Raw genomic sequence first — 14,421 nt, forward strand, 5'->3', positions numbered from 1 at the left:
ATTAAGACTAGATTATATAAGTAGGCTTATTATATGCGCCGTCATGAGCGACTCTCTCGGATTCCTGATTAGCGATGTTTCGCGCCTGATGCGCCGCCGTTTCGACGAGCGGGCGCGTCAGGTCGGCGCGACGCGCGCGCAATGGCGCACCCTCACCACTCTCAGCCGCAACGAAGGCATCAACCAGGGCGCGTTGGCCGATCTGCTCGAAGTCGAGCCGATTACATTGTGTCGGATGATCGACCGGCTCGAGGAGTCCGCCCTTGTCGAACGCCGCCGCGATCCTGCCGATCGTCGCGCCTGGCAGTTGTTCCTGACCGACAAGTCGAAGCCGATCCTCGACGATCTGCGTGCGCTGGCCGACGACCTGTTCGACCAGATGTTGCTGGGCATGGACGAGCAATCTCGCGACGCGCTGGTCAGCGCGCTCGACCTTATCCGCGCGAACCTGATCGCGCTCCCCACCTCCCGTACGACCGAGGCCGCCAATGGCTGATGCAGATCCCAAAATCCCGCCCCAGGGCGACCGCGTCGCCGCGGCGAACGTCATCGAGAGCGTCGAGGCGCCCGCCCCTGCCCCCAAGCAGCGCCGCTGGGGCCGCATCGGGCTGATGGCGGCCGTGCCGCTGCTGCTCGCCGCGGTCGCTGGCTATTTCTACCTGACCGGCGGCCGCTACGTATCGACCGACAACGCCTATGTTCAGCAGGACACGATCTCGATCAGCCCCGACGTGTCGGGTCGGATCGTGCAGGTCAACGTCAAGGAAAACCAGCGCGTCAAAGCCGGCGACGTCCTGTTCGTGATCGACCAGGAGCCATATAAGCTCGCGCTGGCGCAGGCCGATGCCGCGCTCGCCACGGCGCGCGTGCAGGTCGCGACGATGTCGACCGATACGGGCAGCGCCAACGCCGACGTCGCCAGCGCCAATGCCGATATCAAGCTCGCCCAGGCGACCTACGATCGTCAGGCGACGCTGATGAAGCAGGGTTTCACGACGCGTGCTGCGTTCGACGCCGCCGCTCAGCAGGTCGCCGCCGCCCGGGCACGGCTCGCGACCGCACAAGCGTCGGTCGCCAAGGCGCAAGTGCAAGTAGGCAGCGGGGTCGCCGGGTCGGGCGTGCCTGCGGCCGTCGCGGTGGCGCTGGCCGAACGTGAAAAGGCGCTCCTCAACCTCAATCGCACCGTGGTCCGCGCGCCGCGCGACGGCATCATCAGCCAGACCAATCGCCTTCAGGTGGGCAACATCACCCCCTCGGGCGTCCCTGCCCTCAGCCTGGTCGCGCAGGCGCCCTGGGTGACCGCCAACTTCAAGGAAACCGACCTCGCCAACATGCGCGTCGGCCAGCCGGCGGAACTGACGTTCGACGCCTATCCCGGTGTGAAGGTGTGCGGCCGTGTCCAGAGCATCGGCGCAGAGACCGGATCGGCCTCGTCGATCCTGCCGGCGCAGAACGCGACGGGTAACTGGGTCAAGGTGACGCAACGCGTCCCCGTGCGGATCGCGATCACCTGCAAGACCGATCGCGCGCTGATCGCCGGGCTGTCGAGCGACGTGTCCATCGATACCAAGCCCAATGGCTAGCGCCGCCGCCCCTTCCCGGGGTGGCGCCGCTCCCGCTGCCCCGGCCGTTGCCGTACCGGGTACGCCGCTGCTCAAGACGTCGAACCGCGGGCTGCTGATGGTCGGCGTGATGGGCGCGATGATCATGCAGATCCTCGACACGACCATCGCCAATGTCGCCCTGCCGCACATGACGACGGCGTTGGGCGCGACGACCGATACGATCACCTGGGTCCTCACCAGCTACATCATCGCGACCGCGATCGCGCTGCCCGCGACCGGCTGGCTCAGCGACCGCCTCGGCTCGCGCAACCTGTTCCTGGGCGCGGTCGGCGGGTTCATCATCGCGTCGATGCTGTGCGGCACGGCCCTGTCGCTCGGCGAAATGGTCGCGTTCCGCATCCTGCAGGGCGTGTTCGCCGCCTTTATCGGACCGCTCTCGCAGACCGCGATGATCGACATCAGCGCGCCGGAGGATCAGGCGAAAGCGATGTCGATCTGGGGCATGGGCGTGATGGTCGGTCCTATCCTCGGCCCGGTGCTCGGCGGCTACCTGACCGACAATTTCAACTGGCGCTGGTGCTTCTACGTCAATCTGCCGGTCGGTCTGCTGACCTTCGCGATCCTGTGGTTCCTGCTGCCGTCGCGGCCTAAGGCGACGCGCAACTTCGACTTCACCGGGTTCATCTTCCTCGGGATCGCGGTCGCCAGCTTCCAGCTGATGCTCGATCGCGGCCAGGAACAGGATTGGTTCGGCAGCTGGGAAATCATCATCGAAGGGCTGATCGCCATCGCCGCTTTGTGGGTGGCTCTGATTCACCTGACGACCGCGAAAAAGCCGTTGTTCGACCGCCACCTGTTCAAGAACCGCAATCTGGTGATGGGCATGTTCTTCATGATCATCATCGGCATTTCGACGATGGCGCCCATGGCGCTGCTGCCGTCGATGCTGCAGCAATTGTTCGGTTATTCGGTGGTCCAGACGGGGATGATGATGGCCCCGCGCGGAGTCGGCGTGCTGGTGACGATGGCGCTGGGCGCGCGATTGATGAGCAGGATCGACACGCGCTGGATGATCGCGGTCGGGCTGGTCATTTTCGCCTGGTCGCTCAAGATGATGTCGGGCTGGTCGCTGGAGATCGACAGCTGGTTCGTCATCAGTTCGGGCTTCATCCAGGGGCTCGGCATGGGGCTGGTGTTCATGCCGCTCAACGCGCTGGCCTTCGCCACGCTCGATCAGCGTTATCGCACCGACGGGTCCAGCCTGCTCAACCTGATGCGGTCGATCGGGCAATCAGCGGGCATTTCGATGGTGACGGTGTTCCTGGCGCGCAACATCCAGACGAGCCACGCCGATTTGGCGCAGCATATCACCGAGAAGACGTTGCCGGGCGTCAACCTCGGCCAGATCGACCAGTTCGGGATGGGGTCTGACGCGATCATGGGCATGGTCGACGGCATGATCAACAAACAGGCGGCGATGATCGCCTATATCGACGACTTCTACTTGATGGCGTGCATCACGTTGTTCGTTTTGCCGCTGTTGCTGCTGATCCAGCGGCCCAAGGGGAAGATCGAGGTCGTGCACGCCGAGTGACGGGTGGGCGCGGCATGCGAGTAAAAGTAAATCGCATGCCGTCGGTCCTCGCTGGCGCGAGGCCGGCCCCGCTCGTGCGGCGCGGCGCGCAACCGCGATTAGCTTTCGCTAATCGCGGCGCACAAGCGCCAGAGCATCTATAAGCCGGGTTCTGTCCACGCCTTTCGGCGATGGGCGACCATTCCTCTAGGACGACGCTCGCGCGCCGCCTCAAGCAACCAACCCGGGCGACGAGCTGAAACGAAGCCCCTATGCCGCCCCTATTCGGTTTTGCTCCCGGTGGGGTTTGCCTTGCCGCCGCTGTTACCAGCCGCGCGGTGCGCTCTTACCGCACCCTTTCACTCTTACCGGGCGAACCCGGCGACCTGCTCTCTGTGGCACTTTCCCTGGGGTCACCCCCGGCGGGCGTTACCCGCCACCGTCGTTTCGCGGAGCCCGGACTTTCCTCGCGTGCTTGCGCACCCGCGGCCGCCCGATCCTCTGGCGCGGAAGGCCTTACTCGTCGCCTTGCGGTTTGGGAAGCAGCAGCGCGAGCAGCAGGCTGCGGCACTCGCCATCGATCTCGCCGTCGATCAGTTCGGGGCGAAAGCGGCGCTGGAACGCGACGACCGCGGCCAGCTCGTCGGTGACCTCGTACCCGAACCGTTCGAGCGCCAGCAGGAAGCCGGCGTCGCTCCATAGCGGATCGATCAGATTCTTGGTCGGTCGCGGCATCGCGAGGCGGACCCGCGCGAGTCTGCCCCACGGGAAAAACTCGCCGGGATCCTGCTTGCGGGTCGGCGCGACGTCCGAATGGCCGACGATATTGCCGCGCGTGATGCCGTGACGCTGCTTGATCTCCTCCATCAGCGGGATCAGCGCGTCGATCTGCGCGTCGGGAAAATCGCGATAGCCGTGTTCGTGACCGGGATTGACCAACTCGATCCCGATCGAGGCCGAATTGATGTCGGTGATGCCGCGCCAGTGCGACGATCCGGCGTGCCAGGCGCGCTTGTCCTCTGCCACCAACGCGTGGATCGTGCCATCTTCGTCGATCAGGTAATGCGCCGACACTTCGGCCTTGGGATCGGTCAGCCGCGCGATGGCGTCGGCGGCGGTCCGCATGCCGGTATAGTGCAGCACGATCATCGTGACCGGCAGCTGCCGCTCGCTGAAATTGGGCGACGGTGTCTCGACGATGCTCACACTCGAGAATTGCGGCGAACGCGGCGGAAAGTAAACCTACGCGGCAGCGGCGGTTGCGATAACCGGTTCGTAGAGGCCGCGGAACCGCGGGCTGGGACGAAAGGCATCCGTCTGACCGATCACCGTTTCGCCGGCGCCGAGCACCAGCACGCCATCGGGCCGCAGCACCTGCGCCAGCCGCGCCAATACTTTGCGGCGCAGATCGAGCGAAAAATAGAGCAATACGTTCCGGCACAGAATCACGTCGAACCGACCGATCGGCAGCGGATCTGCGACCAGATTCATGCGACGGAACGACACCATGCGCGTCAGGCCGGGATGCGCGACCCACTCGCCATCGACCGTGTCGAACCATTGCATCATGCGCCGGATCGGCAGCCCGCGCTGGATTTCGAACTGCGTATAACGCCCCGCTTTTGCGCGGCTGAGCACCGCGTCGGAAACGTCGGTCGCGACGATCTCCGGCATGTTTTCGTCGATCTTCTCGGCGAACATCATCGCGAGGCTGAGCGGTTCCTGGCCCGTCGAACATCCCGCCGACCAGATCCGCGCCCGCCGCGTGGTCGGCACCGCAGCGATCGCCTCGGCGACCGCATCGAACACCGCCGCGTCGCGGAAGAACGAGCTTTCCTGGTTGAGCAGTTCATCGACCACGCGATCCGCGAGCGACCCGTTGCGATCCGCCCGAACCGCCGCCGCCAGTTGCTCCAGGCTTTCGTGGCCGGTGTCGCGCATCGACGGCTTGAGCGCGGTTTCGATCCGCCAGCGGCGATTCGCGTCGATCTGCTGACCGGTTCGCGCCTCCAACAGCGCGGCGAATTCGCCGGTCGGGTTGCCGGAACGCGGGATCAGCATGGCCGGCGCCGGCGGGCAATAAGTTGACCGATCTCGTCTGGAGGCAGGATCGCGTCGGCGATACCGCCCGCCGCTACAGCACCGGGCATGCCCCAGATCACCGAAGACGCGCGGTCCTGGATGACGATACTGCCGCCGGCAGCGGCCAAGCTCGCCGCACCCAACGCGCCGTCGCGGCCCATGCCGCTCAGCACGACGCCCAACGCGCGATCGCCATAGGTCGCCGCGACCGAATCGAACATCGGATCGACGGAGGGCAAACATCCGCTTGGCGCCGGCGTGGTCGAAAGCCGCACCGCCGCGCCATCCCCCATCGATACGCAGCGCATGTGCGCGCGGCCCGGTGCGATCAGGATGCGACCGGGACGAATGCGGGCATGGTCTTCCGCGACTTCGCACGGCCGATTGGCGAGCACCGCCACTTGCGCCGCGAAATAGGGCATGAACGATTCGGGCAGATGCTGCGTGATCAGGATCGGCAGGCGGAAATCGAGCGGTAGCGAGCGCAGCAACAGGCTGAGCGCGTGGATCCCACCGGTCGACGCGCCGATCGCGACGATATCGAAATCGTCGCCCGGCGCGACTGCGGCGGCCGGCGTGCGCGGCACGACGATCTCGTCATTGTCGATCAGTCGCGAAATCTTGTGGTTGAGCACTTCGCCGAACCGGCCGGCGAACGCGCCCACCTCCGGCTTGACCAGCGTATCGGCCGCGCCGAGCGCCAGGGCCTGCACGGTGGTGGCCGCGCCGTCGCCACAGGCCGACGAGACGATCAGGACGCGCGCACCCTGCCCCGCCGCGATCAGATCGGGCAACGCGGTCAGCCCATCGATGCCGGGCATTTCGATATCGAGGATGATGACATCGACGCGGTGGCGCGACAGGAAATCCTGCGCGGCGTCCGCGTTGGCGACCGCGCCGGCGACGATGAATTCGCCACCGCCGTCGATCGCGCGCGCCATCACGGCCCGCGCGACGACCGAATCGTCGACGATCAGGACCGACGGCGGCGCGTCGAATTCATTGCTGTCGGGAGCCGGGCTGGCCACGGTGTCGATACCGCCTTCGAGCGCTGGGCTCAGGCCATGCCGACGATCTGGAGCTTACTTTCGAGCGTCTCGCGGTCGAACGGCTTCATGACATATTCGTCGGCGCCGGCTTCGATCGCGGCGCGGATATAGGCCATGCCGTTCTCGGTCGTGCAGAACACCACCTTTGGGCGGCTAGCGAGCGCGGTGTCGCGCAGCGCGCGAAGGAAATCCATGCCGCTCATCACCGGCATGTTCCAGTCGAGCAGGATCACGTCGGGCACCGCCGCCATGCAGCTGTCGAGCGCCTCGCGGCCGTCGGCGGCTTCGCTCACCTCGAAATCGAGCGTTTCGAGGATATGGCGGGCGACCTTCCGGATCACCTTCGAATCGTCGACAACCAGACACGTCTTCATGACCGATAAACCCCGTTACTTGGCCCTGTTCAGGAACTTAGCCGCAAGTGATGATCAGCGAGTTAATTGCCCCACCCGATCCGCCCCCCGGGGGCGATCGGGTGAAATCAATTGACCGTCACGGCGTCGTTTTGCGGGCCGTGGATCAGCGCGGTCAGGTCGATCGCCAGGATCGGTTCGCCGTCGCGTTCGATCTCGCCGCACCCGGCGCGACGCCAGCCCGCGTCGAGCGCAATGCCCGACGGCAGCGGCGCCGCTTCGAACGGGGCCACGTCCTCCAGCGAATCGACCAGCACCGCATAGTGATGCCCGTCGATCACCGTGATGACCGCGCGCGATCCGGCGATGCCGATCGGCGGGAGGCCGAGCGCGGCATGCGTGTCGATCACCGTGACCACGCGGCTGCGGAGCGCGGCAAGACCGCGAATGTGCCGGGCAACGCGCGGGGTCGGCGTGACATGGCCGATATCTACCACCGATTCGACCTGCGCCGAATCGATCGCCACGCCGCGGCCGGCAATGTGCGCAATCAGGAAAAGCTGCTCGTTCACGCCGCCTCCACGCGTTTGGCGACCGCCGCCAGCAGGCCGGCTCGGTCGTAGCGATAGACGCGCTCGGTCGATCCGATATCGCGGCGATCGTTGCTCAGTCGCACGACACGGTCGTCGCGACGGCCGCTGTCGTCGGTGGTCAGGATGACCATGGGTTGCTCGTCCGCTTCCGCCTTCGTCGCGACGCGATAGCCGGCGGCTTCGAGCACGGGCTTCAGGAACGTCGCGATCCAGCCGTCGCCCTCGCTATCGATGAGACACAATGGCGCACCCGGCTGGATGGAATCGCCGCTTTCCGGGCCGAGGAGCCATTGCGGGTCGATCAGCTCGATCTGTTCGTCGTCGATCGTAACCACGCCCAGAATCGGCCCAGCCTGGACCGACGGCACGATGTCGGCAGGCACGGCGACGATATCGACCGGCTCGGCGATCGCATAAGCCACCTCGGCGTCGCCGTCCTTGATGCGCAGCACCGCGAGGTCGGGTCGTTTGGCGATGTCGCCGAGCGAGGCGAGCGGCACGATCCGCCCGTCGACCAGCAACCGCATCCGTCCGCCGCTGAACCGCGCGGTATCGGCGGGCACGGTCTCGACGCGATCGATGATCGCCAACGGCACTGCGCGGCGGCGGCCGTCGAGATCCTCGAACAGCAACGCATCGACGGTCGGCGCGACCGCTGTTTCGGGTTCCTCGTCTTCAACGACTGCGTCGCGCGTGAAGTTGATCCCGGCCTCCGCCGCGATCCCGGCGCAGTCGAGCAGCAGCATCGGCGATCCGCTGTCGGGTAGGGTCTGGCCGGCATAGATGCCGGTCGCCATCACCGCCGGCGACGCGGGCTTGATGACCAGTTCTTCGTGATCGAGCACCGAATCGACGGCGACGGCAAAGCTGCCTCCGCTCGCGCTGATGATCGCCAGCATATCCGCCGCTGCAGGCTTGGCCGGTGCCAGCCCCAGCAGCGCGCCGAGATCGACCAGCGGCATACGGCGATCGCGGACCGTCGCAGCCGCCGTATCGCCGAGCAAATCGATGCGAATCGCGTCGCCGCCGACATGGACGATCTCCTCGATCGCCTGACGCGTGACGGCGAAGCGCTGGCCGGCAATGCCGATGACGATCGCCGGAATGATCGACAGCGTCAGCGGCACGTGAATCAGGATGCGCAGGCCCCGGCCCAGCGCGTTGACCAGTTCGATGCGCCCGCCGATCTGTTCGATGTTGGCGCGCACCACGTCCATCCCGACGCCGCGGCCGGAGATTGCGGTGACTTCGTCCTTGGTCGACAGACCCGGCTCGAAGATCAGGTCGAGCTTGGCGCGTTCGTTGAGCGCCGACAGGTCGCGCCCGCGCGATTGCCCCGACGCGGTGAGTTTCTGGACCAGCCGATCGGTGTCGATCCCGCGCCCGTCGTCGGCGATCTCGATGATGATCTGGTTGCCCGACTGACGCGCGCTGACGACCAGTCGCCCGACCTCGCGCTTGCCCTTGGCGCGGCGCTCGTCGGCGGTCTCGATGCCGTGGTCGATCGAATTGCGGATGATATGGACCAGCGGGTCGCGCATCATCTCGATCATTTCGCGATCGAGTTCGACGTCGGCGCCCTCGATCACGAGTTGGACCGATTTGCCGACTTCGGCGGCGGTATCGCGGACCATGCGGGGCAGCGCGGAGAACAGCGCGTCGACCTTCTGCATGCGCGTCCGCGTGACGGTGTCGCGCATTTCGGCGACGGTCAGCGACAAGCGGTCGAGCGCCGCTTCGATCGCGGGGTCGGCCTGCTGGTCGCGCATCCGCCGCGCGAGTTCGTTGCGCGCCAGCACCATGTCGGACATGCCGCTCATCATGCGGTCGAGCAATTCGGTCGACAGGCGCACGCTGCGGGTTGCGACGCGCTGGTTGGTCGGTGCCTGTTGCGCGACCGGCGCCGCGACTTCGGCACTGCCGTCGAGCGCCGCGATCAGCAATTCCTCGCCGCTATCGTCGAGCGCGGTGCCGGCATCGATCGCCTCGACGATCTCCCCGATCCGATCGACGATCGCGAGCACGCCCGTCACGAGCGGCGCATCGGGCTTGCGTTCGCCCGATCGTACCGCCGCGAGCACGTCCTCGGCGGCGTGACTCAATCGTGCGAGGCGCGGCAGATCGAGGAAACCGCAGCTTCCCTTGACGGTGTGCACGAAGCGGAAAATGGCATCGAGCCGCGCACGATCCTCCGGCGCGGACTCCCACGCAACGATCTCACCCGAGAGCGCTTCGAGCGTCTCGCGAGTTTCGGCAATGAATTCCTGGAGCAGGTCGTCCATGGGTCCCCGAGCGTAGCGCTAGGGCTGACCATGGCGGAGAAACGGTAAAGGAGACGTTTACCCGGCGTTGCTTCCTGCGTGAATTGTCACGCCGAACAGCAGGATAGGCGCGTCCGGCTCGGAAATCTGGACTGTCCCGTTGCCCGCCGCGACCAACGAATGGACCAGATAGGCCGCCGCGCCACGCGGGGTCACACCTTCCTCGCCCAGATCGCCAAGCATGGTCGAGCGCAATTCCTGGTCGAGCACGAGCCGCGGCCCTTCGGCGCGGACGACGATCTCGACCTTGTCCCCCTGCTGCTCGGCGCCGATGTCGAGCTGCCCGCCGCGGACCAGCGCTTCGCCCGCGATCAGCGCAAGGTTGAGCAGCACTTTGACCGCCGGCTTGGGCAAAGCGCCCTCATCGATCATCCAGCCGATCGTCAGCTTGCCGCCTTCGCCGAACAGCCCCTCGATCGCGGTCCGCGCCTCGCGGGTATCGACCGCGTCGCCGAACCCGCCCGCCGCGCCGAACGCCAGGCGGAAGAACTTCAACTTGTTCGCCGATGCCCGCGCGCTTTCGTTGAGCAGGTCGAGGCAGCGCTGCCGCATTTCCGGGTCATGCTCGTCGGCGAGCAATTCGAGCCCGTTGTTGAGCGCGCCCACCGGCGACAGCAAGTCGTGGCACAGGCGCGAGCAGAGCAGACTGGCGAAATCGACCGGTGTGATGGTCATGCGGGCGTTTCTTTCGGTTCTTGTTAGGCGCTTCTTGGAGCAGCGTTACCCGACCCGCAACCTTTCGTCATGCCGGACTTGATCCGGCATCCCGCTTCAACCCTGTCGGGATGCAGCGGGACCCCGGCTCAAGGCCGGGGTCACGGATGGATTTGAAGACGCTCGAAACCCTGGTCATCAACCGCCAACCACGCCTTTACGTCACCCTGCGCCACGATCATCCAAACTTCCCCCCTCCGCGCCGCGGCGGCATCGCGCGCAGACGGTTCAGTCTTGCCGTTCGGATGCGAGTGATAATGCCCGATCACTGCCGGCCCGCCCTCGCGCGCGGCTTTGTGGGCGGCGATCAGCGCCTGCGGATCGATTTCGAAGCGCGAGGCCGGAACATCCGCGACGTTGCGACACGATCGCACCTCATCGACACGCAACCCCTCGCCCAACAACAGCCCGCAGACCTCGACGCCGGGGCTAGCCGCGGCCTCGGCCAGGATCGCATCCAACGCAGCCCTTGAAATATCCAACAACATTCCCATTTCCCTACACGAATGGTCTCGGGGGTTTCCATCATCGAAGCGCAGGTTTCCGCCGCCGCAAACGGCTGGCGGCTCGACCGTGCGTTGGCCGACGCGGTGCCGACCTTGTCGCGCGAGCGGCTGAAGGCATTGATCTCGTCGGGCGCTGTCAGCGATCGCAGTGGCGCATTGTTGCGCGATCCGGCCAAGAAGGCGGTCGGGGGCGAAATGCTGTCGGTCGCGGTGCCCGACCCGACGCCAGCGCATAACGAAGCGCAGGACATTCCACTCGTCGTCGCGTTCGAGGACGAACATCTGATCGTCATCGACAAGCCTGCGGGCCTCGTCGTCCATCCGGCCGCGGGCAATCTCGACGGGACGTTGGTCAACGCGCTGCTCAACCATTGCGGCGGCAGCCTGTCGGGGATCGGCGGCGTCGCACGGCCGGGAATCGTCCACCGTATCGACAAGGATACGTCGGGCCTGATGGTCGCCGCCAAGACCGATCGCGCGCATGTCGGGCTGGCAAAGCAATTCGCCGATCACTCGATCGATCGCCGCTACAAGGCGATCGTCTTGGGTCGGATGACGACCAAGGCCGGCACCGTCGATGCGCCGCTGGCGCGCAGCCCGCAGAACCGCAAGAAGATCGCCATTGTCCAGACCGGCAAGCGCGCCGTCACGCACTGGTCGCAACTCTCGCAACTTTCGGACGCCACGCTGGTTCAGTGCAAGCTCGAGACCGGCCGCACGCATCAGGTGCGCGTGCACATGGCGTCGATCGGCCACCCCTTGCTGGGCGACCCGGTTTATGGTAGAACAAAACAGGTTCATCGGAAGGTTTTGGAAACCCTGAATTTCCGCCGCCAGGCATTGCACGCGGCGGTTCTGGGGTTCATCCATCCCATCACAAGAAACGCTTTGTCGTTCGAAAGCGAAATGCCTGCGGATATGCAGGAACTGTTCGATACATTAAATCATTGATTCATGTTGCAGCGCGGCAACGTCGCCTCTTCTGGGGCGTTCCGGCTGACGGAAAGGGAGATTAGATCATGGCAAACCGCAGCAACGTCCCGGCGACGATTCCTGCTCTCGGCGGCGAGGCGAGCCTCAACCGCTATCTGGCCGAGATCAAGCGCTTCCCGGTCCTGACGCCCGAACAGGAATATATGCTCGCCAAGCGCTTCGAAGAGCATGGCGACACCGAGGCCGCGCATCAGCTCGTCACTAGCCACCTGCGCCTCGTCGCGAAGATCGCGATGGGCTATCGCGGCTATGGCCTGCCGGTCAGCGAGCTGATCAGCGAAGGCAATATCGGCCTGATGCAGGGCGTGAAGAAGTTCGAGGCCGATCGCGGCTTCCGACTGTCGACCTACGCCATGTGGTGGATCCGCGCGTCGATCCAGGAATTCATCCTGCGCTCGTGGAGCCTGGTGAAGATGGGCACGACCGCCGCGCAGAAGAAGCTGTTCTTCAACCTGCGCCGCATGAAATCCAAGCTCGATGCGTTCGAAGATGGCGATCTGAGCCAAGAAAATCTCGCCAAGATCGCCAAGGATCTAGGGGTTACCGAAGACGAAGTTACATCGATGAACCGCCGCATGGCGATGGGCGGCGACACCTCGCTCAACGTTTCGATGCGCGAGGATGGCGAAGGTCAGTGGCAGGATTGGCTGCAGGACGACGCCCCGCTGCAGGACCAAGTCGTCGCCGAAACGCAGGAGGCGGACGTCCGCCACGGCCTGCTGACGGAGGCGATGGACGACCTCAACGAGCGCGAGCGCCACATCCTGACCGAGCGCCGCCTGACCGACGACCCCAAGACGCTCGAGGAACTGTCGCAGGTCTATGGCGTCAGCCGCGAACGCGTCCGCCAGATCGAGGTGCGCGCGTTCGAGAAGCTGCAGAAGGTGATGATGCGTCTCGCCGGCGAGAAGCGGCTGATCGCGGCCTGAGCAACAGCGCGGTGGACAGGTTCCGCCGCGCTGCCTAGCCTCCCCCATCCAATTACGGGGGCACCGACCATGTGGCGTTACGTCAAGATACCGAAAGCCATCGCGCTGCTGGCGTTCCTGCTGCCGTGGATGACCGTGTCGTGTTCGAACACCAAGGTCGCCGAAGCGAACGGGTGGGAACTGGTGCTGGGCCGCATACGCCCCGTGATGCAGGCGGCGAGCGAAGCGCCCGCGCATGCCGACAAGCTCAACTATTACTTCGTCGTCGCGATCGGCCTGATCGTGATCGGCCTGATCCTGTCGCTGATGCGCAAGAGGATGGCGGCGGTGGTGGTCGCGACCTCGCTCGGCGCGCTCGCGCTGATCTGGGCGGGCGCTCAGCAATATACGCCCCAGCGGCTGGCCGATGCGGCGAAACGCGGCGGCGAGATGAACATGGACGACGTCGCCGCGTCGGTGATCCGGGTCGATTGGCAGATCGGCTATTGGGTCGCGCTGGGCGCGCTGGCGGTCGCGGCGTTGCTCGCCTTCCTCGCGATCCGTGACCCGGACACGCGCTAGCCGCGCATGAAACACGACGTCGTCGTCATCGGCGGAGGCGCGGCTGGGATCGCCGCCGCGCGACGGCTGCACGAGGCACGCGTCGATGTGCTCCTGCTCGAAGCGAGCGGACGGCTCGGCGGTCGCGCCCACAGCGTGCAGGTGCGCGGTGAAACGCTCGATCTTGGTTGTGCGTGGCTTCATTCGGCCGATCGCAATCCCTGGACGCGGATCGCGCTGTCCGACGGATTCCAGATCGATCGCACGCCGGCCGGGTGGAACCGGCAATGGCGCGACCTCGGCTTCTCCAAGGACGAGCATCTGGCGTTCGAAGCTGCTTATGGCCAATGGCATGAACGCGCGGAGAGTTTCGTCCACGGCCCCGATCGGCCGTTGAGCGACTTCATCCCCGCCAATTCGCCATGGCGCCCGCTGATCGACGCGATCTCAGGGTATGCCAACGGCGCCAATCTGGCCGATGTGTCGCTGCACGATTGGGCCGCGTACGAGAATGCGGCGGGCGAGGACAATTGGCGGCTGCGCGAGGGTTATGGCACGCTGATCGCGGCGTACGGTAAACGGCTGCCGGTCAAGCTCGATACGCCGGTGACACAGATCGACCATCGCGACGCCGTCATCCGCCTCACCACGCCGGCCGGCACTATCGAGGCGGATCGCGTGATCATCGCGGTGCCCACGCCGATCATCGCCGATGGCGACCTCCGCTTCGATCCACCGCTCGAGGACAAGCGCTTGGCGGCGGCGGCGTTGCCGCTCGGGCTCGCCGACAAGATTTTCCTCGGCATCAAGGGCGGCGACTATCCGCAGAACGCGCACCTGATCGGTAACCCGCATTCGTCGAATACCGCCAGCTATCAGATCGGCTGGCTCGGCCAGCCAGTGGTCGAGGCATTTTTCGGCGGCGATTGCGCCGAGGCGATGGAGCGACAGGACGACCGCGCCGCCGCCGATTTCGCGATCGGTGAGTTGGCAGGCCTGCTCGGCAACGAGTGGCGGCTACGGCTCCAGCCGCTGGCCCGTACGCGGTGGCGCGCGGAGAAATACATTCGCGGCAGTTACTCGCACGCCAAAGTCGGCCAGGCGGGCCAACGCAGCGTTCTGGCGGCCGCGCACGACGACCGCCTCTTCTTCGCGGGCGAAGCCTGCCACGCGAGCGACTTCTCGACCGCGCATGGCGCTTAC

14 protein-coding genes, 1 other RNA gene and 1 pseudogene are annotated in these 14,421 nt (G+C 65.7%); 7 read left to right on the top strand and 9 right to left on the bottom strand.

Annotation, left to right across the window (positions count from 1 at the left end; translation table 11 throughout):
* Positions 1-43: 43 nt before the first annotated feature.
* From FPZ24_RS09440 to FPZ24_RS09450, 3 genes are read left to right on the top strand one after another with little or no spacing between them, the layout of a single operon-like run.
* Positions 44-496, top strand: a complete 453-nt coding sequence (locus FPZ24_RS09440; RefSeq protein ID WP_146571413.1) for a MarR family winged helix-turn-helix transcriptional regulator — start codon at positions 44-46, stop codon at positions 494-496.
* Positions 489-1,583 carry an HlyD family secretion protein gene (locus tag FPZ24_RS09445; protein ID WP_146571415.1) on the top strand — a complete coding sequence of 365 codons (1,095 nt, stop codon included), beginning with the start codon at positions 489-491 and terminating at the stop codon, positions 1,581-1,583. The genes FPZ24_RS09440 and FPZ24_RS09445 overlap by 8 nt, the downstream gene beginning before the upstream one ends.
* On the top strand, positions 1,576-3,159 hold the full coding sequence (locus FPZ24_RS09450; RefSeq protein ID WP_146571416.1) for a DHA2 family efflux MFS transporter permease subunit: 1,584 nt from the start codon (positions 1,576-1,578) through the stop codon (positions 3,157-3,159). Before FPZ24_RS09445 ends, FPZ24_RS09450 begins: the two co-directional genes overlap by 8 nt.
* Before the next feature lie 124 nt (positions 3,160-3,283).
* Here the strand turns inward: FPZ24_RS09450 and rnpB are convergent.
* The 9 genes from rnpB to FPZ24_RS09495 form a co-directional block, all read right to left on the bottom strand.
* An RNA gene (gene rnpB, locus FPZ24_RS09455) (RNase P RNA component class A) lies at positions 3,284-3,643 on the bottom strand.
* 11 nt (positions 3,644-3,654) lie between these two features.
* Positions 3,655-4,287: an N-acetylmuramoyl-L-alanine amidase gene (locus FPZ24_RS09460; protein WP_146574331.1), complete on the bottom strand. Its 633-nt coding sequence runs from the start codon at positions 4,285-4,287 to the stop codon at positions 3,655-3,657.
* Positions 4,288-4,380: 93 nt separating this feature from the next.
* Positions 4,381-5,199, bottom strand: a complete 819-nt coding sequence (locus tag FPZ24_RS09465; RefSeq protein WP_146571418.1) for a CheR family methyltransferase — start codon at positions 5,197-5,199, stop codon at positions 4,381-4,383.
* On the bottom strand, positions 5,193-6,257 hold the full coding sequence (locus FPZ24_RS09470; protein ID WP_420853398.1) for a chemotaxis protein CheB: 1,065 nt from the start codon (positions 6,255-6,257) through the stop codon (positions 5,193-5,195). Before FPZ24_RS09470 ends, FPZ24_RS09465 begins: the two co-directional genes overlap by 7 nt.
* Positions 6,258-6,277: 20 nt before the next feature.
* The gene (locus FPZ24_RS09475) at positions 6,278-6,643 is read right to left on the bottom strand and encodes a response regulator (protein WP_146571421.1); all 366 of its coding nucleotides are present in this window, start codon (positions 6,641-6,643) and stop codon (positions 6,278-6,280) included.
* Positions 6,644-6,750: 107 nt separating this feature from the next.
* Complete coding sequence (locus FPZ24_RS09480) at positions 6,751-7,194, bottom strand: chemotaxis protein CheW (protein WP_146571423.1); 444 nt, start codon at positions 7,192-7,194, stop codon at positions 6,751-6,753.
* Positions 7,191-9,497 carry a chemotaxis protein CheA gene (locus FPZ24_RS09485; protein ID WP_146571424.1) on the bottom strand — a complete coding sequence of 769 codons (2,307 nt, stop codon included), beginning with the start codon at positions 9,495-9,497 and terminating at the stop codon, positions 7,191-7,193. Before FPZ24_RS09485 ends, FPZ24_RS09480 begins: the two co-directional genes overlap by 4 nt.
* Positions 9,498-9,554: 57 nt before the next feature.
* Positions 9,555-10,211 (bottom strand): histidine phosphotransferase family protein, encoded by a 657-nt coding sequence (locus tag FPZ24_RS09490; protein ID WP_146571426.1) that lies wholly within the window; start codon positions 10,209-10,211, stop codon positions 9,555-9,557.
* A 140-nt stretch (positions 10,212-10,351) separates the two neighbouring features.
* Positions 10,352-10,738 (bottom strand): M67 family metallopeptidase, encoded by a 387-nt coding sequence (locus FPZ24_RS09495; RefSeq protein WP_146571428.1) that lies wholly within the window; start codon positions 10,736-10,738, stop codon positions 10,352-10,354.
* Between the two features lie 18 nt (positions 10,739-10,756).
* On the opposite strand from FPZ24_RS09495, the gene FPZ24_RS09500 reads away from it, so the two are divergent.
* From FPZ24_RS09500 to FPZ24_RS09515, 4 genes and pseudogenes are all read left to right on the top strand, one after another.
* Positions 10,757-11,707: an RluA family pseudouridine synthase gene (locus FPZ24_RS09500; RefSeq protein ID WP_146571430.1), complete on the top strand. Its 951-nt coding sequence runs from the start codon at positions 10,757-10,759 to the stop codon at positions 11,705-11,707.
* Positions 11,708-11,775: 68 nt separating this feature from the next.
* Positions 11,776-12,678: an RNA polymerase sigma factor RpoH gene (rpoH, locus tag FPZ24_RS09505; RefSeq protein WP_146571432.1), complete on the top strand. Its 903-nt coding sequence runs from the start codon at positions 11,776-11,778 to the stop codon at positions 12,676-12,678.
* 69 nt (positions 12,679-12,747) lie between these two features.
* Positions 12,748-13,239, top strand: a complete 492-nt coding sequence (locus FPZ24_RS09510) for a hypothetical protein (protein WP_146571434.1) — start codon at positions 12,748-12,750, stop codon at positions 13,237-13,239.
* Between the two features lie 6 nt (positions 13,240-13,245).
* Positions 13,246-14,394: pseudogene (locus FPZ24_RS09515) on the top strand (flavin monoamine oxidase family protein); the annotation flags it as partial.
* Between the last annotated feature and the right edge of the window lie 27 nt (positions 14,395-14,421).

The organism is Sphingomonas panacisoli, from assembly GCF_007859635.1.
Classification (GTDB): domain Bacteria; phylum Pseudomonadota; class Alphaproteobacteria; order Sphingomonadales; family Sphingomonadaceae; genus Sphingomonas; species Sphingomonas panacisoli.

Coding starts and splice junctions, on each gene's coding strand:
- FPZ24_RS09440 (WP_146571413.1), top strand. CDS start 44: ATGAGCGACTCTCTCGGATTCCTGATTAGCGATGTTTCGCGCCTGATG.
- FPZ24_RS09445 (WP_146571415.1), top strand. CDS start 489: ATGGCTGATGCAGATCCCAAAATCCCGCCCCAGGGCGACCGCGTCGCC.
- FPZ24_RS09450 (WP_146571416.1), top strand. CDS start 1,576: ATGGCTAGCGCCGCCGCCCCTTCCCGGGGTGGCGCCGCTCCCGCTGCC.
- FPZ24_RS09460 (WP_146574331.1), bottom strand. CDS start 4,287: ATGATCGTGCTGCACTATACCGGCATGCGGACCGCCGCCGACGCCATC.
- FPZ24_RS09465 (WP_146571418.1), bottom strand. CDS start 5,199: ATGCTGATCCCGCGTTCCGGCAACCCGACCGGCGAATTCGCCGCGCTG.
- FPZ24_RS09475 (WP_146571421.1), bottom strand. CDS start 6,643: ATGAAGACGTGTCTGGTTGTCGACGATTCGAAGGTGATCCGGAAGGTC.
- FPZ24_RS09485 (WP_146571424.1), bottom strand. CDS start 9,497: ATGGACGACCTGCTCCAGGAATTCATTGCCGAAACTCGCGAGACGCTC.
- FPZ24_RS09490 (WP_146571426.1), bottom strand. CDS start 10,211: ATGACCATCACACCGGTCGATTTCGCCAGTCTGCTCTGCTCGCGCCTG.
- FPZ24_RS09495 (WP_146571428.1), bottom strand. CDS start 10,738: ATGTTGTTGGATATTTCAAGGGCTGCGTTGGATGCGATCCTGGCCGAG.
- FPZ24_RS09500 (WP_146571430.1), top strand. CDS start 10,757: ATGGTCTCGGGGGTTTCCATCATCGAAGCGCAGGTTTCCGCCGCCGCA.
- rpoH (WP_146571432.1), top strand. CDS start 11,776: ATGGCAAACCGCAGCAACGTCCCGGCGACGATTCCTGCTCTCGGCGGC.
- FPZ24_RS09510 (WP_146571434.1), top strand. CDS start 12,748: ATGTGGCGTTACGTCAAGATACCGAAAGCCATCGCGCTGCTGGCGTTC.